21 protein-coding genes are annotated in these 18,472 nt (G+C 38.1%); 16 read left to right on the top strand and 5 right to left on the bottom strand.

What is annotated here, in order from left to right:
* The first annotated feature begins 46 nt into the window (after positions 1–46).
* Entirely contained in the window at positions 47–964 is a 918-nt protein-coding gene (locus G415_RS0103615; protein ID WP_022670228.1) for a calcium/sodium antiporter, read from the top strand.
* Between the two features lie 197 nt (positions 965–1,161).
* Positions 1,162–1,620 (top strand): tRNA (N6-threonylcarbamoyladenosine(37)-N6)-methyltransferase TrmO, encoded by a 459-nt coding sequence (gene tsaA, locus G415_RS09700; protein ID WP_022670227.1) that lies wholly within the window; start codon positions 1,162–1,164, stop codon positions 1,618–1,620.
* Here the strand turns inward: tsaA and G415_RS0103600 are convergent.
* From G415_RS0103600 to G415_RS0103580, 5 genes are all read right to left on the bottom strand, one after another.
* On the bottom strand, positions 1,590–2,807 hold the full coding sequence (locus tag G415_RS0103600) for a molybdopterin molybdotransferase MoeA (RefSeq protein ID WP_022670226.1): 1,218 nt from the start codon (positions 2,805–2,807) through the stop codon (positions 1,590–1,592). The genes tsaA and G415_RS0103600 overlap by 31 nt on opposite strands.
* A 120-nt stretch (positions 2,808–2,927) precedes the next feature.
* Complete coding sequence (locus tag G415_RS0103595; RefSeq protein ID WP_022670225.1) at positions 2,928–3,461, bottom strand: YqhA family protein; 534 nt, start codon at positions 3,459–3,461, stop codon at positions 2,928–2,930.
* Between the two features lie 12 nt (positions 3,462–3,473).
* Complete coding sequence (locus G415_RS0103590; protein ID WP_022670224.1) at positions 3,474–4,229, bottom strand: ABC transporter permease; 756 nt, start codon at positions 4,227–4,229, stop codon at positions 3,474–3,476.
* Positions 4,196–4,927, bottom strand: coding sequence for an ABC transporter ATP-binding protein (locus tag G415_RS0103585; RefSeq protein WP_022670223.1), 732 nt, complete (start codon positions 4,925–4,927; stop codon positions 4,196–4,198). Before G415_RS0103585 ends, G415_RS0103590 begins: the two co-directional genes overlap by 34 nt.
* Positions 4,911–5,831: an ABC transporter substrate-binding protein gene (locus tag G415_RS0103580; RefSeq protein ID WP_022670222.1), complete on the bottom strand. Its 921-nt coding sequence runs from the start codon at positions 5,829–5,831 to the stop codon at positions 4,911–4,913. The genes G415_RS0103585 and G415_RS0103580 overlap by 17 nt, the downstream gene beginning before the upstream one ends.
* Before the next feature lie 118 nt (positions 5,832–5,949).
* On the opposite strand from G415_RS0103580, the gene G415_RS0103575 reads away from it, so the two are divergent.
* From G415_RS0103575 to mtnA, 14 genes are all read left to right on the top strand, one after another.
* Positions 5,950–7,125, top strand: a complete 1,176-nt coding sequence (locus G415_RS0103575) for an iron-containing alcohol dehydrogenase (protein WP_022670221.1) — start codon at positions 5,950–5,952, stop codon at positions 7,123–7,125.
* Complete coding sequence (locus G415_RS0103570; protein WP_022670220.1) at positions 7,122–7,328, top strand: hypothetical protein; 207 nt, start codon at positions 7,122–7,124, stop codon at positions 7,326–7,328. Before G415_RS0103575 ends, G415_RS0103570 begins: the two co-directional genes overlap by 4 nt.
* Positions 7,328–7,840 carry a hypothetical protein gene (locus G415_RS0103565; RefSeq protein WP_022670219.1) on the top strand — a complete coding sequence of 171 codons (513 nt, stop codon included), beginning with the start codon at positions 7,328–7,330 and terminating at the stop codon, positions 7,838–7,840. Before G415_RS0103570 ends, G415_RS0103565 begins: the two co-directional genes overlap by 1 nt.
* Complete coding sequence (locus G415_RS0103560; RefSeq protein ID WP_022670218.1) at positions 7,837–8,796, top strand: 6-phosphofructokinase; 960 nt, start codon at positions 7,837–7,839, stop codon at positions 8,794–8,796. The genes G415_RS0103565 and G415_RS0103560 overlap by 4 nt, the downstream gene beginning before the upstream one ends.
* A gap of 63 nt (positions 8,797–8,859) precedes the next feature.
* Positions 8,860–9,396 carry a 2-oxoacid:acceptor oxidoreductase family protein gene (locus G415_RS0103555; RefSeq protein WP_022670217.1) on the top strand — a complete coding sequence of 179 codons (537 nt, stop codon included), beginning with the start codon at positions 8,860–8,862 and terminating at the stop codon, positions 9,394–9,396.
* The gene (locus tag G415_RS0103550) at positions 9,393–10,529 is read left to right on the top strand and encodes a transketolase C-terminal domain-containing protein (protein ID WP_022670216.1); all 1,137 of its coding nucleotides are present in this window, start codon (positions 9,393–9,395) and stop codon (positions 10,527–10,529) included. The genes G415_RS0103555 and G415_RS0103550 overlap by 4 nt, the downstream gene beginning before the upstream one ends.
* Complete coding sequence (locus tag G415_RS0103545; protein ID WP_022670215.1) at positions 10,526–11,398, top strand: 3-methyl-2-oxobutanoate dehydrogenase subunit beta; 873 nt, start codon at positions 10,526–10,528, stop codon at positions 11,396–11,398. Before G415_RS0103550 ends, G415_RS0103545 begins: the two co-directional genes overlap by 4 nt.
* 10 nt (positions 11,399–11,408) lie before the next feature.
* Complete coding sequence (locus tag G415_RS0103540) at positions 11,409–11,708, top strand: hypothetical protein (protein WP_022670214.1); 300 nt, start codon at positions 11,409–11,411, stop codon at positions 11,706–11,708.
* 4 nt (positions 11,709–11,712) lie between these two features.
* A complete protein-coding gene (locus tag G415_RS09695) occupies positions 11,713–14,061 on the top strand; it encodes a Lon protease family protein (RefSeq protein ID WP_022670213.1) in 2,349 nt (782 codons plus the stop codon).
* A complete protein-coding gene (gene aroC / locus G415_RS0103530) occupies positions 14,054–15,205 on the top strand; it encodes a chorismate synthase (protein ID WP_022670212.1) in 1,152 nt (383 codons plus the stop codon). Before G415_RS09695 ends, aroC begins: the two co-directional genes overlap by 8 nt.
* Positions 15,202–15,702: a shikimate kinase gene (locus G415_RS0103525; protein ID WP_022670211.1), complete on the top strand. Its 501-nt coding sequence runs from the start codon at positions 15,202–15,204 to the stop codon at positions 15,700–15,702. Before aroC ends, G415_RS0103525 begins: the two co-directional genes overlap by 4 nt.
* Positions 15,699–16,559: an HDOD domain-containing protein gene (locus tag G415_RS0103520; protein WP_022670210.1), complete on the top strand. Its 861-nt coding sequence runs from the start codon at positions 15,699–15,701 to the stop codon at positions 16,557–16,559. The genes G415_RS0103525 and G415_RS0103520 overlap by 4 nt, the downstream gene beginning before the upstream one ends.
* Positions 16,556–17,464 (top strand): NAD-dependent epimerase/dehydratase family protein, encoded by a 909-nt coding sequence (locus tag G415_RS0103515; RefSeq protein WP_022670209.1) that lies wholly within the window; start codon positions 16,556–16,558, stop codon positions 17,462–17,464. Before G415_RS0103520 ends, G415_RS0103515 begins: the two co-directional genes overlap by 4 nt.
* Positions 17,451–18,470 (top strand): S-methyl-5-thioribose-1-phosphate isomerase, encoded by a 1,020-nt coding sequence (gene mtnA, locus G415_RS0103510; protein WP_022670208.1) that lies wholly within the window; start codon positions 17,451–17,453, stop codon positions 18,468–18,470. The genes G415_RS0103515 and mtnA overlap by 14 nt, the downstream gene beginning before the upstream one ends.
* The last annotated feature ends 2 nt before the right edge of the window (positions 18,471–18,472 follow it).

The following is an 18,472-nucleotide window of genomic DNA, read 5'->3' as shown; positions in this document are numbered from 1 at the left end:
ATTTTATCCTATTGACACATAAAGATACAATGTTAAAATCGCTGTCATGTTAATAATTCAGTTTCTTATTTTTGTCGTCTCTCTGTTTGTTGTTGTTAAATCTGCTGATTATTTTACCGAATCAGCTGAAAGAATTGGCATAGCCTTAGGCCTTTCTCCATTCATTGTTGGTGCTATAATCTTATCCATAGGCACAAGTTTGCCCGAGCTTGTAACGAGTATCGCAGCAGTATTACAAAAACATTCCGAAATTGTTGTTGCTGATGTTGTGGGTTCAAATACGACAAATATACTGCTTGTGCTTGGTGCGTCTCTCTTATTTTCAAAGAGTGAAATTTTGAAGCATAATGCAGCTATAGTTGACCTTCCCATTCTCATATTCAGTGCGTTTTTTGTCTATTTTGCCTTTTTGGGCGGCAGTTTCGGTGTGATAGAAGGCATATTCTCTTTAGCTGCTCTGTTCATCTATGTGCTTTATGCGATAAACTCAAAGAAGATAGAGATAGAAGAAGAGAGTAAAAAAATCTCGCTGAAAGACCCTATAATTTTGATATTGAGCCTTATATTTCTCGATCTTGGTTCAAAATACACAATAAAAAGTGTTATAGAGATATCAAAGGGATTGAGTATAGCAACCGATGTCATAGCAGCAACTGTTATAGCCTTTGGAACGAGTCTTCCCGAGCTGATTGTTAGTATAACTGCGGCAAGGAAGGGCAAGCTTGAGATAGCTATAGGTAATGTTATTGGCTCTAATATATTCAATGCATTGGGAGTATTAGGGTTCTCTTCGCTTGTTGGAGTATTGAAGGTTGACAGAAGCACATCTGTTTATGGCTTTGCCTTTATGATAGCATCGAGCATAATATTGGGTTTTGTTGTTCAAAATAGAAAACTCTCAAAATGGGTCGGAGCTATCTTTATTCTACTGTATCTTTTCTTTATTTACAAGATGTTTATCTGAACCTAAAAAATTTGACGATTTGTGTCGATGAACTATAATCAATTAGGAAGGATTCATCTATGCAAATACGTATTTTAAAAAACGAGAAACTCTTAGATATAAGCAAAACATGCCTTATAAAAAGGAAGAGCTTCTCTTTACATTGGATGTCGAAGTTATTAGTAATTTAAGGATAAAAGAAAAGAAAGGTTGATAAGTTGAATTTAAAACCGGTTATTTTCTATCCGATAGGTATTCTAAAGACTAAGTTCAAGAAGAGAAGCCAACAGTTTGAAAGGGATGATAATGCATTTATAGAGATAAAAAGAGAATTAACTAAAGGGCTAAAGGAACTTAAAGGTTTTTCTCATATTGTTGTCATTTTTTACTTCAATCGTTCAAGGGGAGTTGAACTTTTAGTCAAACCGTTAAAATATAATCCTTACAATAAACTGTGCGGTGTGTTCGCTACTCGTTCTCCTTATAGACCTAATCCAATAGGTTTCTCTATCGTTAAGCTAAATAAGATTGTAGATAACAGGGTTTATATCTCCAATAAAGATATACTTAACGGGACACCAATTCTGGACATAAAACCGTATTTACCAGAAGAAATAGAAAATCCTGTTTTTGGATGGTATAGCCATTATTCTTCAAATACAGACTCAAAATCGTAAAGATAGACTAAAATCTCCCTTCCTGCTTCAACTACTCCAACGACATCCGACTCAATCATGCCAAATCCGTTGCATGTTGCTATTGACTCTATTATGTTTGAACCCTGCGTCTTGAATGGTGTTGCAAGGAATCTACCATCTTTAAACTCAACCCTAACCCTGTTGAAGTGAACCCTGTTGTTGCTCTTCTTTATTGGCTCTGTTAAAATTGCTTTTATTGGTGTGTGTCTGTATTTTTTGTATCCGAGCATCTTTTTTAATGCAGGTATTAGGTAAAAGAATGAACAGAACGCCGTTGAAACAGGATTACCGGGAAATGAAAAGATAAAACTATCCTTTAGCCTGCCGAATGCAAATGGCTTACCCGGTTTCTGTTTTACATACTTGAATGCCCACTCTATACCAACTTCCTTCTCAACATTTGTAACTACATCATAATCGCCAAAGGATATACCTGCAGTCGTGATAATAATGTTATACTCCTTTGCATGACTCAGTGTCTCTTTCAGCTGATTTTCATCATCTTTTACTATCCCAAGATAAGAGATATTTAAGCCGAGCTCTTTTAAAATAGACCTGATGAAGTGGCTATTTGAGTCTATTGTCGAATCTTCGTTAAAATCATCAAGGTAAGCAAGCTCGTTTCCCGTCGATATAACGCATATAGATGGCTTTTTGTAAACATCAACAAACACATTTCCCGTCGATACGATACGAGCCAACCTATATGCATTCAAAGGCTCGCCAACAAAATTTATCTCATCGCCTTTCTTTATATCTTCTCCTTTAAATCTAACATTTGCGTATTTTTTCTTTTGCTTCAATATCTTCACCATACTTCCGTTTTCTTCCGTTGCTTCAAACTCAACAACGGTATCAGCTCCTTCAGGAATAAACGCACCCGTCATAATTCTAAAGCACTCACCTTTGTTTACCTTTAGCCCCTCAATATTATCACCTGCCTTAATTGTTCCAACAACCTTAAGATGAGCGGGAATATCCTTTATATCTTCGAATCTAACAGCATATCCATCCATCGCAGCGTTGTCTTTGGCTGGAAGATTTAATTTTGAGTAGAGCTTTTCTGCTGCAACCCTGCTTTCTGCTTCAAAGATAGAGATTTTCTCTTTTCCTAAGGGTTTTATGCTTTCCAAAATAATATCAAGCGCATCAAACGGCATTATCATTTTTCTTACTCCTTCAATTTATTATCTTTTCAAATGCTTTTTCATACAGCCTATTATTTCATGAGAAGTTATCATTTTGGAATTTTATAAACATCTTTATCGACTCCTTTTTTCATGCATCTATAAGTGTTTATCCTTCTTATGTAAAAAATACAATGCCAACGCTAAAAGTGCAATACTTATTGAGAAATAGAGCATGTCTATCGGTTTGGAAAGGCTCATATGCAAAATCCTTTTAAAGAAACTGACAATGAGCACCATAACGACAACTTTGCCGAGTTTGTCTTTTAGTTCATCCAAACTGTGTATAGATAGAATCCTATTGCCAACCTTTGTATCCAAAGCATCGTCTATATCGCTTATAAACAGTTCGTATATGCCGAAGGAGAAGATAAGCATGACCACAGCTATCAAATATAAATCAACCGCTCCTATTATCTGACTTATCAGAATACCATGAAACTCGTCGTGAGACGGTGTGTGCTTTGTTAAGAAGATGAAGGTATCTTTTGCCGTGTTTATTACATCGAGACTTGCGACTATGAACATAATAATTGCACCAATCATGCCGAATATCACAGCAGCAATGGATATTAGCCTACTTTTCCATAAAACAAACTCAAACACAGCTTCTATTATGTTTCTCTTTCTCATTTTTGTCCTTTCTTAAGAGTTTTGATACAACCATTTGCATGTTTTTCTCTCTAAAATCCCAACAGCGATATACATAAAAAGCCCCATCATGGCAAAAGCCATCATAGAAGCATACAGAGCCGGATAGTTAGCACTGCTCCACGCATCCATAATCATAAAACCAAGTCCTTTAGATGTTGCAAACGACTCAACAAAGAAGAGTATCGCAATTGATGTTCCAACACTTATTCTTAAGCCCGTAAAGATTTTTGGCAAGACATAGGGTAAAACAAGGTGTCTATATATGTCAAATCTATTTGCTCCAAGACTCAGAAGCGAGTATGTATACTCTTCTTCTATGTTTCTTGCTGCATCGCTTACACTCATCCATATCTGAAAAAAGACGACAAAAGCTATAAAGAGTATCTTTGATGTTTCAGTAAGGCCAAACAGGATTAAAAACAGTGGCAGAAGAACAATGTGTGGTATAGGATAAAGCACATAGAGAAAAGATGAAGAGATAGCATCAATCTTTTTTGAATAACTCAAAAGCCCTAAAGGGACGGCGGTAAGAAACGCCGTTAAAATCCCTAAGAACACCCTTAAAAAACTCACTTCGGCGTTGTTCATAACACTTCTTAAATTCTCAAAAAAATAGACCCATATTTTAAACACATCTGGGATTGATGGAGTGTTAATCAGTATCGATAAAATCTCCCAAATAGCCGTTAAAGTGATTATAGCAAGAAGATAGCTTAAAGCTTTATATACTCTCTTATTAGCTTGCATTTCTCCAAGAATGCTGTTGTGTTTCTGTAATTTGTTTCTCCTGCTGACTCATTTTTAATAACCTTTACAAGACGAGCAGGTCTGTTTGAGAATACAAGTATCTCTTTGCCTAAGAATACTGCTTCTTCGATGCTGTGAGTTATTACTATCATCAAAACCTTCTCTTTTTTCCATAAATTTACAAGGAAGTTCTGCATTTTCTCTCTGTTTAAAGCATCAAGAGAAGATAACGGCTCATCTAAAAACACAATCTCTGGTTTTAATGCAAATGCCCTTCCAAAAGCCACTTTTTGTCTCATGCCGCCAGATAGTTGAGAAGGGTAAAAATCTTTAAACTCATACAAACCTATTGCTTTCAATGTTTCATTAACCGCTTTTTCTATTTCTCTTTTCTTGAATCCTTTTATCTTCAATCCTAAAGCGACATTCTCATAAACCGTGTACCAGGGCAGAAGTCCAAAGTTTTGTAATATCGTTGCAGATTTATCGTAAGGTTTTTTTAGCTCTTTTCCTTTTATTAAAAATTTTCCAGAAGTAGGTTTTAAAAGGCCTGCTGCCATGAGCAGAAATGTCGATTTTCCGCATCCAGATGGCCCTATTATCGAGTATGAGTTGTGCTCTTTAAACTCAAAACTTATTTTATCAACAGCTTTTGTGTTATCTTTGTAGGTTTTTGATACATCAATGGCTTGTAACATACACAACAGCAGAATACGGGATTGGATGCTTTAACAATCCCTTCTCAATGAGCCACTTCTCATAACTGGCAAAACTCTCTTTTGTAAGTAGGCTAAAGTGAGAGAAGTGCGGTATCTTGTATATTGATAGAATCTCTTTTGGAACCCGTGCTATGGCGGTGATTGTATCTTTATATCTTGAAGGATTGGCATTTATCAGATTTACGCTTTCGTTGTATGAGCTTTTGAATGCTTCGATAACCTTTGGATGCTTTTCTATGTATGAACCGTTGAAAATCCACACTGTTTGAGAGAGACTCTTTTTCAAGGAGCTGTCTGAAAATATGAGTCTTGCTCCTTTGAATCTTGCATAAGTAGCCAATGGTTCGGGCAGAACGGCAGCATCAACCTTTGAAGCAAGAAGCATTTGAACACGCAACGGCATCTTTCTTATCTCTATCTTTTTAACCTTTATACCTTTTGGTTTTAGTATTTCATCCGTTATGTATTCGATAATGGAGTTTCTCGATATCGCAACTGTTTTACCAGCTAAATCTTTTAATGTTTTAATCTTGCTTTTTGGTGACGCCAAAAACGAGAAGACTCCATCTTTTGGACTTACTCCTAATGCAATAGATACGATTTTCACATTATAACCTGATGCCCTTAGTAAAATAGCTGCAATCGGGTCGCTAATAACACAATCAACAGCGCCTGCTTCTAATGCCGCATCCCTTTCTAATGCGCTATTGAAATAAGTAATTTTTGCATCAATGCCGTGCTTTTTAAATATGCCGTCTTTTAAAGCAATAACGACAGGTGCAGCATCTTCTATTTTAAGAACGCCTATTCTGAGTATTTCTGCTTTTATAGATATGTTAAAGGTAAAAAGTATGATAAAAATCAAAGCAACCTTTTTAAACATACCACACTTTATATACACTATTGTTCTTTTAAGGTAAAGTCATTTTTGGTTGATTTTTTCGAATAATTGATTTATTGCTAATTTTTAGGTAATATTCTCACCTAAAAGGAGTGAAAAGATGAAGGGTTTTAGTTTTTATGCACCTTTAAGGATTATATTTGAGAAGGGTGGAATAGAGAAGCTTGCCCAGTTAACTTCAAGAAATGGAAGAAGGGTTCTGCTTGTCGTTGGCAGGAATCACCTTAAAAAAACAGGGCAACTCGATAAGATTTTGGATATTTTTAAAAGAAGCAGCAAGATAGAAGAAGTCGTCCTGTTTGACAGAACGCCACAAAATCCAGATATAGAAGCAATCGAAGATGCAACAGAAGAGATTAGAAAAAACAGGTTGGATGTTGTCGTTTCTGTAGGCGGCGGCAGTGCAATGGATTTGGCTAAGGTTGCATCTCTGTGTGCTAAGAACAACAGAACTGTTTGGGATTTATACAACGATGACTCTCTAAGTGTACTTGATGCTTTTAACCTTGTGTGTGTTCCAACAACTTCTGGCTCTGGCAGTGAAGTGACAAGATATGCAGTGTTTAACGACAACAGGAAAAAGGTTAAAATAGCACTCTCTTCTTTTTCCATATATCCAAAGGTTTCTTTAATAGACCCAACACTTACCTATACAATGCCAGAAAGTGTGATAGCAAATACAGGTTTTGACGCTTTGAGTCATGCGATTGAAGCATACACATCAAAATCAGCATCGCCAATAACCGACCTTTACTGCAGAGAAGCTATATCGCTTATAGGTGTAAATCTTGTCGGTGCTTTTAAAGAAAAAAGAGAGAAGTATATGGATAATATGAGTCTTGCAGCAATGTTTGCAGGAATGGCGTTAAATGTTGGCAGAGCTTCCCTTCCACATGCACTTGAACACAACCTAAGCGCATACAACCCAGACTTACCGCATGGACTTGGCCTTGCAATGGTTATGATTCCCTTCTTAAAAAGAGCCGTTTATTGCAATAAAGAGAAGTTTTCAGATATTGCCTATCTGTTGGGAAGGGATATATCTAACGAGAGTCTTACAAAGGCTGCAGAGATGTGTATAGATGCCGTTGGTGAGTTGATTGACAAGCTAAACCTTAAAAAGAGTTTAAAGGATTTTGGGTTTGATAGAAAAACCATAGAGAGGATGGTTGAAGACAACTTCTGGACAATGTCTCACGGCATACAGAACAGCCCGTGTGAGTTTACAAAACAGGACATCCTTAATATCTATTTAGAAGCATTGGAGGGAAGATGAAAAAATTAGCCTTTGCTTTGATAGGTTTATCTCTTCTTCTATCCACAACATCCTGCACACCTTTGCTTGTATGCGGTGCAGCAGCAGGCGGAGCATACTTAGGATACAAAGCATCAGAAGAAGGATACTCTATTAAGATTACAAAGCCTGTAAAGGGCAAAAAGGTAGATACAAATAAAGACAATAGCACGAGTTCAGAGTAATGGGAGTAACAAACTGGATAATAAAGCTTCAAAAGTCAAAGTTTGCAAGGCGTTTTCAATATGAACCATACATTATAAAGTCTGTTGAGTATGTTGACCCAAATCCAGACGAGAAGCTGTTTGTAATCTATAGAGAGGTGGACTATTTTAAATCTCTGTGCATCCAGATAACAGAGAATGAAGAGAATTATTTTTCATGGAATGTTGAAACGGATTTTCCTTTGAAGGATAAGATAAAGTTCGACAAAATTGTTTTTTTTGTAAGCACATACTATACAGACAAAGAAAGCATAAAAAAAGCACTTGAACATGCAAGAGATGATACTGAAGTTTACTGTATATGTTTTTTAAAAGGGAGTAAGTTTTTTGAAACAACGCTAAAGTTGACAGATAAGAAGGCATTTAGCCAGTTGGGTAAAGAGCTTGAGCTATTCGATAAGTGCACTGTTTTGGAAAAGAGAGAGTTTAAAAGTGCACACATAAAAGTCGTAAAGTTGAGGTGTAAGCAATGAAAGTAGCCGTTTTTACATCCGGCGGCGATGCTGCAGGCATGAATCCAGCTTTGAAAGCGTTTGTCGAGTTGAGTTATTCTAAAGGCATAGAGCCTTATTTTATTTACAATGGACTTGAAGGTTTAATAGACGGAAAGATAAAGAAAGCAGACTATTCTGATGTTGCAGGCATTCTTCACAAAGGCGGAACGATTATAAGATCTTCAAGATCAAAAAGGTTTTATGAGTATGATTACAGAAAGCAAGCCTTTGAGAATCTTAAAAAGTTTGGCATAGATAGACTTGTTGTTCTTGGTGGAGATGGCTCTTTTAAAGGCATGGATGTATTTTATCACGACTTTGGAGTAGGTTTTGTTGGGATACCTGTAACCATAGACAATGACATATACGGCACAGATTACTGTCTCGGCGTTGATACGGCTTTAAATGTGATAAGGCACATGCTTGACAATATAAGGGATACGGCATCTTCGTTTGGCAGGGCTTTTGTTGTTGAAACAATGGGAAGAAACTGCGGTTATTTGGCGCTTGTAAGCTCAATTATAAGTGGTGCCGAGATACTTTCAATCCCAGAGCTGCCCATTGATTATGAGTCCATAGAGAAGAGATTGAAAAAAGAGATAGAGCAGGGCAGGAGTTATGTTGTTGCCGTTGTTGCTGAAGGCACAAAACAGACATACAAGATGGCTGAATTCTTAGAGAAGAATCTTAGTATGGAAACAAGGATTACGATTCTTGGTCATGTTCAGCGTGGTGGCAATCCAACAGTATTCGATAGATTGATGGCGTATAAGTTTATGGAGTTTGCACTTGAACATATAAATAATGAAGAGATACATGATATGGTTGCATATAAAGATGAGCGTCTCAAACTTATAGATATAGATACTGTTGTTAACAATAAGTATTCTCTAAATCCCTTCTTGTTAAAGCTGGGGGAGAGACTTACCAGATAAGGAATATTTACAAATCATAACTTTTTTCTTATAATGCCTAAACTTTTTGTAAGGGGTGGGTTGATGAAGGAGATTGGTTTGCACGGCAGAGGCGGACAAGGCGTTGTGATGGCTGGTGAGCTGCTTGCCAATATCTATTTTAAAGAAGGCTATCAGGTTCAATTTATGCCATCATACGGAGCAGAAAGGAGAGGCTCACCATCAAACGCTTATGTCAGGATAGACAAAGAGAGAAAGATTTTAAACCGTTATTCAATTAAAACTCCCGATGCCGTTATAGTGTTCAATATTACACTTCTTAACAATGTTGTTTTAAAGGAAGACGGTTTGGCTCTTCTCAATCTTCCTGCAAAGATAGAGAAGAGACCTTCAAGGGCAAGGATATTTTTTGTTGATGCAAACGCCATAGCCCTAAAACTCAATCTTGGAACAGCAGCAATGCCACTTATCAATACTGCTCTGCTTGGAGCATACTGCAAGGTTAGTGGAGATTTCTCGTTTGACACGCTTAAAGCGGTTTATGAAGAGAAAATGGGCAAAAGAGCAGATTTAAATATACAGGCGGCTTTAGCTGCCTACGAAAGTGTGAGGGAGCTATGAAAAGTCTGGTATTAGGTGGAAACGACGCTGTGGCTTATGCCGTAAAACAGAGCTATGTTGATGTTGTAAGCGCATATCCTATAACACCGCAAACATCCATTGTTGAGAAGATAGCATCATTTATAGCCGCAGGCGAGATAAACACGCGCTTTATAAGGGTTGAGAGTGAGCATTCGGCTATGGCTGCTGCAATGGGCGCATCGGCTGCAGGAAGCAGGGTTTTTACTGCGACAAGCTCTCAAGGCCTTCTTCTGATGCATGAAGTTCTGCACTGGGCTGCAGGAGCCGGTCTGCCAATCGTCATGGCAAACGCAAACAGGGCTGTTGCACCGCCCTGGAGCATCTGGGCTGAACAGACAGACTCTTTGAGTCAAAGAGATACAGGATGGATTCAGCTCTATGCTTCTAACTCTCAGGAAGTGTATGACCTTGTCTTTATCTCTTTTAAACTTGCAGAAGAAGTAAAAAATCCAGTAATGATATGCTTAGACAGTTTTCTTTTGACTCATACAAAAGAGCCTGTTGCTGTATTTGAAGGTGAGATAGACGGATTTATAAAAGAGAAAAAGTGGAAGGCTTTGCTTGATGTTGACAATCCCGAAGCATTCGGTGCATTGGCATTTCCAAAGGATTACATGCCTATAAAAATCCAGCAGTTTGAAAGAATGAAAAAGGCAACAGCTGTGTTTGAAAAAATAGCAAATGAATTTAAAAATTTTTCAAATAGACAGCATTCAGTAATAGAAGAGTATGGCGATGAGAATGCTGAAGTCGTTTTAATCACGATGGGTTCTTTGGCTGAGACTTCTCAGCTTGCTATAGACAAGCTCAAAGAAGAAGGCATAAAAGCAAAACTCGTAAAAATAAAGATGTTTAGGCCATTTCCAAAGGATGAGCTAAAAGAGTCTTTAAAAAACGCTAAAAATGTAATTGTGTTTGACAGAAATGTATCAATGGGCAAGGGTGGTATAGTAAAGGATGAGTTGGTCGGTGCCTTAGGATTGTCAAACTGCATAGGTATAGTCTGTGGACTTGGCGGTTATGATGTTGATGAAGACGATTTAGTCAAAGCCACAAAAGATGTGCTTAGTGGAAAAATAAAAGAAGACACTTTCTTGTGGGGTGAAAAATGAAAATACCAAAAGATGAGATATTAAAACCGAATCATCTTGCCTGTCCTGGATGTGGTGCTGCATTGGCTATGAGATTAGCTTTGAAGGCTTTGGGAAGAAAGACGGTGATTGTAATCCCAGCATGCTGCTGGACTGTCATAAATGGTCCATGGGGTAAAAATTACGCAGGTGTTCCTGTGTTTCATACGGCATTTGAGACAACAGCTGCAGTTGCTGCAGGTATAAAAGCATCTCTTGAAATGCAGGGTAAAGACGACATAACTGTTGTCGGTTGGGCAGGCGATGGCGGAACATTTGATATAGGATTGCAGGCATTAAGCGGTGCAGCAGAGAGAAACGACGACATCATCTATGTGTGCTATGATAATGAAGCTTACATGAATACGGGTATTCAGAGAAGTTCAGCAACACCGATTGGAGCTGAAACAACGACAACACCAGCACCAATGCTCAAAAACAGACCCAAGAAAGATTTAATGGAGCTTGTTGCAGCACACTCGGTTCCTTATATTGCATCTGCAACAGTTGCATATCCTGTTGATTTGATAAAGAAGTTTGAGAAGGCAAAGAGTAAGAAGGGCTTTAAGTTAATCCACATACTTACACCCTGTCCACCGGGACATAAATTTCCAGAAGACAAAACAATTGAGATATCAAAGCTTGCCGTTGAGACTGGCATATTCCCGCTTTATGAGATTGAAGATGGCAGGTATAAGCTCAATAAAAAACCAAAGTTTACAGGTATTGAAGAGTATCTAAAACTTCAGGGAAGATTCAGAAACATCTCAGAGAAAGAGATGGAAGTTATAAAAGAGAACATAAAAGAGAGATGGAGAAGGCTTGAAATAAAATTCGAATACTTTAATTAAAGGTGCGCTTATGAAGTGCGAAATAGACATTATTACCGACAGAAAAAAGAGATGGACGATTAAAGAGATGCTCTCAAAAGAAGGGATAGAGATAAAGGAGTGGTTCGTCGAGTTTACAAATGAGAAGTCTATCTTGAGTTTTGAAGTGGAAAAGGAAGAAAAAGAGATATTAAAAAGCCTATTTGAGTTTTTAAAACAGGATGAGACAGGCAGCAGGATAATATTACCAAACGGCAGAAGGGTAAACCCAACGAAGGAAGAGTTTGAACACTTCTATCAGCTTGTCTGTGAATACATCGTCAAGGAGTGATTAGATGATAAAAGAGCTGAAGTTTGAAGATGTTAATCTTGAGTTTGACATAGAAGCAGATGGTATAGAGTCGGATAACTCACTCATCTATCAACGCAGGATAGAGCTTGCGCTTGAGAAGATTAGCTCAATTGATAGTTTTGACCACAACCTTTACATATCTGGTGATTTAAGCAAAGCTGACAAATACACGATTCTTGAGATGCTTAAAAATTTCAATAAAGAGAAGAAGCTCGAAGTTTACGATTACTGTTATGTAAATAACTTTAAAAACCCAAAGATACCAAAGGTTATAAAGCTAAAGCCCAGGGAAGGCAAAAAACTTCAAAAATGCATGGACGATTTTGTTGATTATCTAATTAAAAGCGTTCCCAATGTGTTTGAAAGCAAGGAGTATGAAGAGAAAATTCAGGAAGTCTTGAAGCATTACGATGCCAAACAGAAAGAGCTTTACGATGAACTGCAAAAAAAGGCAAACGAGCTTGACTTTGTTGTTAAGTTTTCCCAGATGGGGATTGTTGTAAATCCCGTCATAGCAGGAAGGGTGATAACCGAAAGGGAGTATTCTTCTCTTTCGGATGATATAAAGGAGACAATAGAGAAAAAGAGAAGAGAGCTTGAGAAACACATAGATGAGTTTTTAGCCGAATCTAAAAAGCTTGAGAAAGAGAAACAGGATAAGCTCAAAAAGATAAACGACGAGATGAGCCTGTTTATCGTCTCTGGCAAGTTGGACGAGATAAGGAAAGAGTTTGAAGGCAACAGCGATGTTGAAGAGTATTTGGATGAAGTTGAAGAGTTTACGCTTAAGAACATAACTATATTCCTGCCGCAGAAGAATCAGAACTTTCCGTTCTTGCAGATGCCAATGAAATATACAGAATACAAGGTTAATCTCTTTGTTGACAATAGTGAAACAAAGAGCGTTCCTGTGATGTATGAAGAGAACCCGACATATTACAATGTGTTCGGAAAGTTGGAAAAACAGGCGTATTTTGGTGCGTTTATTACGGATTTTACACATATCATAGCTGGTTCAATTCATAAGGCAAATGGTGGATATCTTCTGCTTGATGCCTTTAATGTGCTTGTTAATCCCGGCGTGTGGGATACATTAAAAAGGTGTCTGTTGAGTGGCAAAAGCATCATAGAAGAGTGGAGCGAGAAATACGGTATTATAGCATCAGAAACCTTAAAACCCGAGCCGATAGACTTAAAATTAAAGGTTATACTCGTTGGGCCTGAGTATCTGTATGATATACTCTTTGAGTTTGACGATGAGTTTAGAAAGCTGTTCAAGATAAAGACGAACTTCGATTATGCCGTTCCAAAGAAAGAGACTGTTTTGAAGAAATACACTTCAAAGATTGTCTCGTTCTGCAAGGAGAACAAGCTCAAAATTCCAACAAAAAGGGCTATATCTGAGCTGTTTAAATACTCATGCCGACTTGCTGAAGATAAAGAGAAGCTGTGGGCTTACACCGATGAGATTTTTGATGTGATAAAGCAGGCTCAAACAATCAGCAAGACAGACGAGCTAACGGAAGATGACATAAGGGTTGCGATAGAAGAGAACAGATTTTTAAAGAGCTTATGGAAAGAGAAAATCTATGAGATGATAACCGATGGTCAGATAATCGTCGATTTGAAGGGTAAAAAGATTGGCGAGATAAATGGACTATCGGTTAGTGAAATAGGCGATTTTGCATTCGGCAGACCAAATAAGATTGTTGCAAAAACATACTTGGGCAAAGATGGTGTTGTGAGTATAGAAAGGGAGAGCAAGCTCTCAGGTCGCATATTTGACAAAGCATCGTTTATCATAGCAGGATACATAAACGGCATGTATGGGTTTAACAAAAACTTGAGTTTTTCTGCATCTTTGAGCTTTGAGCAGTCATACTCTATGATAGAAGGCGACAGTGCATCAGTTGCAGAGACGCTTGCTATACTTTCGTCTTTGGCTGAAGTTCCACTCAAGCAGAACCTTGCAGTTACGGGCTCAATGAACCAAAACGGTGTTGTTCAGCCAATTGGCGGTGTTAATGAGAAGATTGAAGGATTTTTCGAAGTTTGCAAGTTAACGGGCAATTTAGAAGGAGCAGGTGTTGTCATACCGGCTAAAAATGTCAAAAACCTTGTTCTAAGCAAGGAAGTTGAAGAAGCAATCAAAGACGGCATATTTCACTTATATGCGATTGATACGATAGATGATGCAATAGAGATATTTACCGATATGAAGGCAGGAAAAAGAGAGAAAAACAGCTTTGAGAAGGATAGCTTTCACTATCTTGTCGATAGAAAATTAAGAAAGATAAACGAGATATTGAGAAAAGAGTCTCAGGATGATTAGGTTTTTAGATGCCGGTGAATCTCACGGGAAAGCACTAATTGCAATAATCGAAGGGTTACCAGCAGGCTTAAAAATAGACTCAGACTTTATAAACAGACAGCTTCTTTTAAGGCAGTCAGGTTACGGCAGGGGCGGCAGGCAAAAAATAGAAAAAGACAGAGTTGAGTTTTTAAGTGGCGTAAGGTTTGGCGAAACAATAGGCTCTCCCATTGCGATACTCATAAAGAACAGAGACTTTGAGAATTGGCGAGACATAATGGAGCCGTTTGCTGAAAAGAGCCGGCAAAGAAGGGTGAATAGGCCAAGACCTGGGCATGCTGATTTAACGGGCTATTTAAAGTATGATAGAGACGATATAAGGGATATACTTGAGCGTTCAAGTGCGAGAGAGACGGCTATAAGAGTGGCTGTTGGTTCAATCTGCGAGCTTCTGCTTAAAGAGTTGGGTGTGAGAATTATAAGCTTTGTTAGAAGCATAGGAAAAATCAAAACAGAGATAAAGCCAGAAGTAAATGATGAGTTTGAAAGAAAAATTATTGACTCTTTAGTTTTCTGTCCAGATAAAAAAGTAGAAGATTTAATGATAGCTGAGATTGAAGAAGCAAAAAAAGAAGGCGATACGCTTGGCGGTGTTGTTGAAGTTGTGGCTTCTGGCGTGGTTGCTGGCGTTGGCAGTTATGTGCAGTGGGATAGAAGATTGGATGCAAGGGTGTCGTTCTCTCTTATGAGTATTCAGGCCGTAAAGGCTGTCGAGATAGGCGATGGTTTTGAGAATGCCTATAAATTTGGCAGCCAAGTTCACGACGAGATTGTTTACGATAGTGGATATAAAAGAGTGTCAAATAGGGCAGGTGGTATAGAAGGTGGTATGTCAAACGGTGAAGATATAGTGGTAAGGGCTTACATGAAGCCTATACCAACGCTAAGAAAGGGCTTGAAATCTGTCAATATTGACACGCATGAAGAAGATATCTCTGCTTTTGAGAGAAGCGATGTGACGGCTGTTCCATCTTTAAGTATTGTTGCTCGCTCGGTTGTTGCTTTTGAGCTTGCCAATCTTTATGCAGAAAAATTTGGAGGGGATACTCTCAAAGAGCTGAAAGAGAGAGTTGAAGCATACAAAAAGTATCTGTCCGTCAAATGAATATTATTCTCGTTGGATTTATGGGTTCTGGCAAAACGACAATAGCACGCATTCTCTCCCGCCGTTTAAAATTGAGATTTGTGGATACGGATAAGCTGATAGAGAAACAACAGGGATTGACTATTGCCGAAATTTTCGATAAAAAGGGTGAAGGCTATTTCAGAGAGCTGGAAAGAAAGATAATAAACAGTCATCTAAAATTCTGTGATGGCTGTATTGTTGCAACGGGCGGTGGAATGCCCTGTTTCTTTGACAATATGGAGAGACTAAAATCAATTGGGCTTGTCGTTTGGATTGATACGGATTTTGAAGAGATAAAAAATAGGGTGAAAAATTCAAAAAAAAGGCCGCTCTTTTTAGACCAAGAGAGAGCTTTTGAGTTGTTTAAAAGAAGAAAAGAGTGTTATAATAAGGCACATATAAGGATAGATGGCAGAATGGACAAAGAGAAAGTTGCACAAGAGATTGAAAAACTTATCGGCGGGAGTTTTCTATGAAGGTTTCAATAAAGGATTTGGTTGATAGCGTCAAGGATAAGCTAACCTTTCCAAAGGTTGCTATGAGAATTTTGCGTCTTTTTGAAGAAGATGATTTGAGCGCCTATCATTTGGCTAAAATTGTATCACTTGACCCAATTCTTGCAGCTTATATCTTAAAGGTGTCAAACTCGGCATTTTACAATTTTCCCGGCAAGGTTAAGACGCTTTCTGATGCTATAACATTAATTGGTTTTGAAGAAGTGAAAAAGATTGTAATTATGATATCTGCCAAAAACGCCTTTAAGGTTAGTGATGAGTTTGATAAGATTTTGTGGGAGCATTCGCTTGCTGTGGCTGTGGGTTCGTCTGTTGTGAACGAAAGGGTAAAGATTACTGAAGATGGTGTTGCTTATATCTCAGGCCTTCTTCACGATATAGGAAAAATCGTTTTTAAGAAGAGTGAGCTTACAGATTACATGGAGATATTAAAAAAATCATACGAAGATGGCGAAGATATAAGGCTGTTGGAAGAAGAGAAATACGGATACAATCATGCCGATGTTGGTGGTTATATACTTCAGGAGTGGAATTTCGACCAGGAGATAATTGACGCTGTCTCTTTTCATCATCTAAACTTCTCACTTAAAAAGACAAGCGATTTTCTAAAAAAGGCGGCTTTGGTTAATTTCTCTGATTTTATCGTTAACAACCTTCTCGGAATAGGGAAAAAGTATAAGATTGACGATGAGAGCATAGTTTTAGGCTTATCGTCTGCTAAAGTTATAGGTTTTGAAGAAGAGCATCTCAGTGGTTTGACCGATGAGATAGAAAGAAAGTTCGAGATTCTCGCATCAACAATGGAAGAAGGCGTATGAAGATACTTTTGACAGGTGCAACGGGTTTTGTGGGCATAAATGCCGTCAATTACTTGAAAAAGAAGCATGAAGTTGTTGCCTTTTTAAGAGATAAAAGTAAAGCGAAAGTCCTAAACGGTGATGTTGAGATAACAATAGGTGATATAGTTGATAAAGAGTCCATCGATAGGGCGATAAAGGGCGTTGATGCTGTTGTTCATATAGGCGGACTGATAAATGCGTCAAACTTAGAAAAGCTGTATTTAACAAACAGAATTGGAAGCAGAAATATTGCCCAAGCATGTATAGAAAACGGCATAAACAATATCGTCTATATCTCTTCACTTGCAGCAAGGGGGCCTGATGGATTTCAAAATCCCGTCTCTCATTACGGGTGCTCAAAGAGACTTGGCGAACTTGAGTTTATACATCGTTGTTATAATGGAAATCTTAAAATCATAAGACCGCCAATAATCTATGGACCTTACGATAAGGGCTGCTTTGAACTGTTTAGGATGGCAAAAAGGGGAATTCTGCCAAAACTAAACAGAAGGTATAGCTTTGTTTTTATAGATGATTTTGTTAAAGCAATAGAAAAGCTTTTAAACTTAGAGACAAGCAGACCTGAAATCTTCTATATCAGCGGTTCAAAAGCTAAAACAGATAGAATAAACAGGGCTCTGTTTAATGCCGTCTCAAAAAGCGGTATTGAGATACCTATACCGGATGCTTTCATAGGCGTATTTTCTCTTTTGAAGTTTGAGTCAAAGGTATTTAGCAAAGACAAGATACGAGAGATAAGACCCAAAGCGTGGACTTGCAACAACGATAAGCTTTTTGAAAGGACAAAATTTAAACCTTCTGTTGAGATAGAAGAAGGCTTTAAAATCACTGCAAGGTGGTATAAAGAGCATGGATGGTTATAGTCCAATAGTTGTGAAGGATAGCGATGAGTTCTTTCTGCTCGATCAGAGAAAACTGCCCAGCGAGAAGCTTTACCTAAGGGTTGATACGGTTGAAGATGTATGCAAAGCTATAAAGGAGATGGTCGTAAGGGGGGCACCATTAATAGGCATAACGGCGGCTTTTGGCGTATATTTGGGAATAAGAGATGCAGAAAGCAAAGACGAATTTTTAAATAAACTAAACAAATCAATTAAGTGTTTATCAAAAACAAGACCAACGGCTGTAAATCTCTTTTTTGCTTTGGATTATGTGAAAAAGACGATAGATGAGTTTTTCGAACTTTTGCCTTTGGAGAAGCTTATCAAAAAAACAAGGGCGTGCGGTTTCAATCTGTGGGAAGAACAGAAAGCTCAGGATAGAGCAATTGGCGAGTTTGGAGCAGGATTTTTAAAAGGCAAAAAAAGGATTTTAACGCACTGCAATACGGGAACATTGGCAACAGGTGGCATAGGCACAGCCTTAGGCATCATAAAGACAATGTTTAAAAATGGAGAGATTGAGATAGTCTATGTTGATGAGACAAGGCCTTATCTTCAGGGAGCAAGATTGACGGCATTTGAACTAAAAGAAGAAGGCATACCTTACAAAATCATAACGGATAACTCCTGCGGTATGCTATTCAGAAAAGGGCTTGTTGATGCTGTGATTGTGGGTGCAGATAGAATTGCAAGAAACGGCGATACGGCAAATAAAATCGGGACATACTGTTTGGCAGCGATGAGCAAAAGGCATGGTATAACATTCGTCGTTGCAGCACCAGAGTCAACAATAGACAGAAACATTGAAAGTTTAAATGAGATACCCGTTGAAGAGCGCTCAAAGGATGAAGTGCTAAAGATAGCAGGCATTCAAGTCGCACCAAAGGAGTCTGATGCCTTGAATTTTTCATTCGATTTAACAGACGCCAATCTAATTGACGCAATCATCACAGAAAAAGGCGTTTATCAGTATCCTTATGAGTTTTGAAA

This window comes from Hippea alviniae EP5-r, from assembly GCF_000420385.1.
Taxonomy (GTDB): domain Bacteria; phylum Campylobacterota_A; class Desulfurellia; order Desulfurellales; family Hippeaceae; genus Hippea; species Hippea alviniae.
This window is presented reverse-complemented; position numbering and strand designations above follow the sequence as displayed.

Excerpts from the sequence above, each read along its gene's own strand:
- G415_RS0103520 (WP_022670210.1), top strand. The coding sequence starts at position 15,699 with ATGAAGGTTTCAATAAAGGATTTGGTTGATAGCGTCAAGGATAAGCTA.
- G415_RS0103545 (WP_022670215.1), top strand. The coding sequence starts at position 10,526 with ATGAAAATACCAAAAGATGAGATATTAAAACCGAATCATCTTGCCTGT.
- G415_RS0103590 (WP_022670224.1), bottom strand. The coding sequence starts at position 4,229 with ATGCAAGCTAATAAGAGAGTATATAAAGCTTTAAGCTATCTTCTTGCT.
- G415_RS0103615 (WP_022670228.1), top strand. The coding sequence starts at position 47 with ATGTTAATAATTCAGTTTCTTATTTTTGTCGTCTCTCTGTTTGTTGTT.
- aroC (WP_022670212.1), top strand. The coding sequence starts at position 14,054 with ATGATTAGGTTTTTAGATGCCGGTGAATCTCACGGGAAAGCACTAATT.
- G415_RS0103560 (WP_022670218.1), top strand. The coding sequence starts at position 7,837 with ATGAAAGTAGCCGTTTTTACATCCGGCGGCGATGCTGCAGGCATGAAT.
- G415_RS0103550 (WP_022670216.1), top strand. The coding sequence starts at position 9,393 with ATGAAAAGTCTGGTATTAGGTGGAAACGACGCTGTGGCTTATGCCGTA.
- G415_RS0103515 (WP_022670209.1), top strand. The coding sequence starts at position 16,556 with ATGAAGATACTTTTGACAGGTGCAACGGGTTTTGTGGGCATAAATGCC.
- G415_RS0103540 (WP_022670214.1), top strand. The coding sequence starts at position 11,409 with ATGAAGTGCGAAATAGACATTATTACCGACAGAAAAAAGAGATGGACG.
- mtnA (WP_022670208.1), top strand. The coding sequence starts at position 17,451 with ATGGATGGTTATAGTCCAATAGTTGTGAAGGATAGCGATGAGTTCTTT.
- G415_RS0103525 (WP_022670211.1), top strand. The coding sequence starts at position 15,202 with ATGAATATTATTCTCGTTGGATTTATGGGTTCTGGCAAAACGACAATA.
- G415_RS0103585 (WP_022670223.1), bottom strand. The coding sequence starts at position 4,927 with ATGTTACAAGCCATTGATGTATCAAAAACCTACAAAGATAACACAAAA.
- G415_RS0103570 (WP_022670220.1), top strand. The coding sequence starts at position 7,122 with ATGAAAAAATTAGCCTTTGCTTTGATAGGTTTATCTCTTCTTCTATCC.
- G415_RS0103595 (WP_022670225.1), bottom strand. The coding sequence starts at position 3,461 with ATGAGAAAGAGAAACATAATAGAAGCTGTGTTTGAGTTTGTTTTATGG.
- G415_RS0103575 (WP_022670221.1), top strand. The coding sequence starts at position 5,950 with ATGAAGGGTTTTAGTTTTTATGCACCTTTAAGGATTATATTTGAGAAG.
- G415_RS0103555 (WP_022670217.1), top strand. The coding sequence starts at position 8,860 with ATGAAGGAGATTGGTTTGCACGGCAGAGGCGGACAAGGCGTTGTGATG.
- G415_RS0103600 (WP_022670226.1), bottom strand. The coding sequence starts at position 2,807 with ATGATAATGCCGTTTGATGCGCTTGATATTATTTTGGAAAGCATAAAA.
- G415_RS09695 (WP_022670213.1), top strand. The coding sequence starts at position 11,713 with ATGATAAAAGAGCTGAAGTTTGAAGATGTTAATCTTGAGTTTGACATA.
- G415_RS0103565 (WP_022670219.1), top strand. The coding sequence starts at position 7,328 with ATGGGAGTAACAAACTGGATAATAAAGCTTCAAAAGTCAAAGTTTGCA.
- G415_RS0103580 (WP_022670222.1), bottom strand. The coding sequence starts at position 5,831 with ATGTTTAAAAAGGTTGCTTTGATTTTTATCATACTTTTTACCTTTAAC.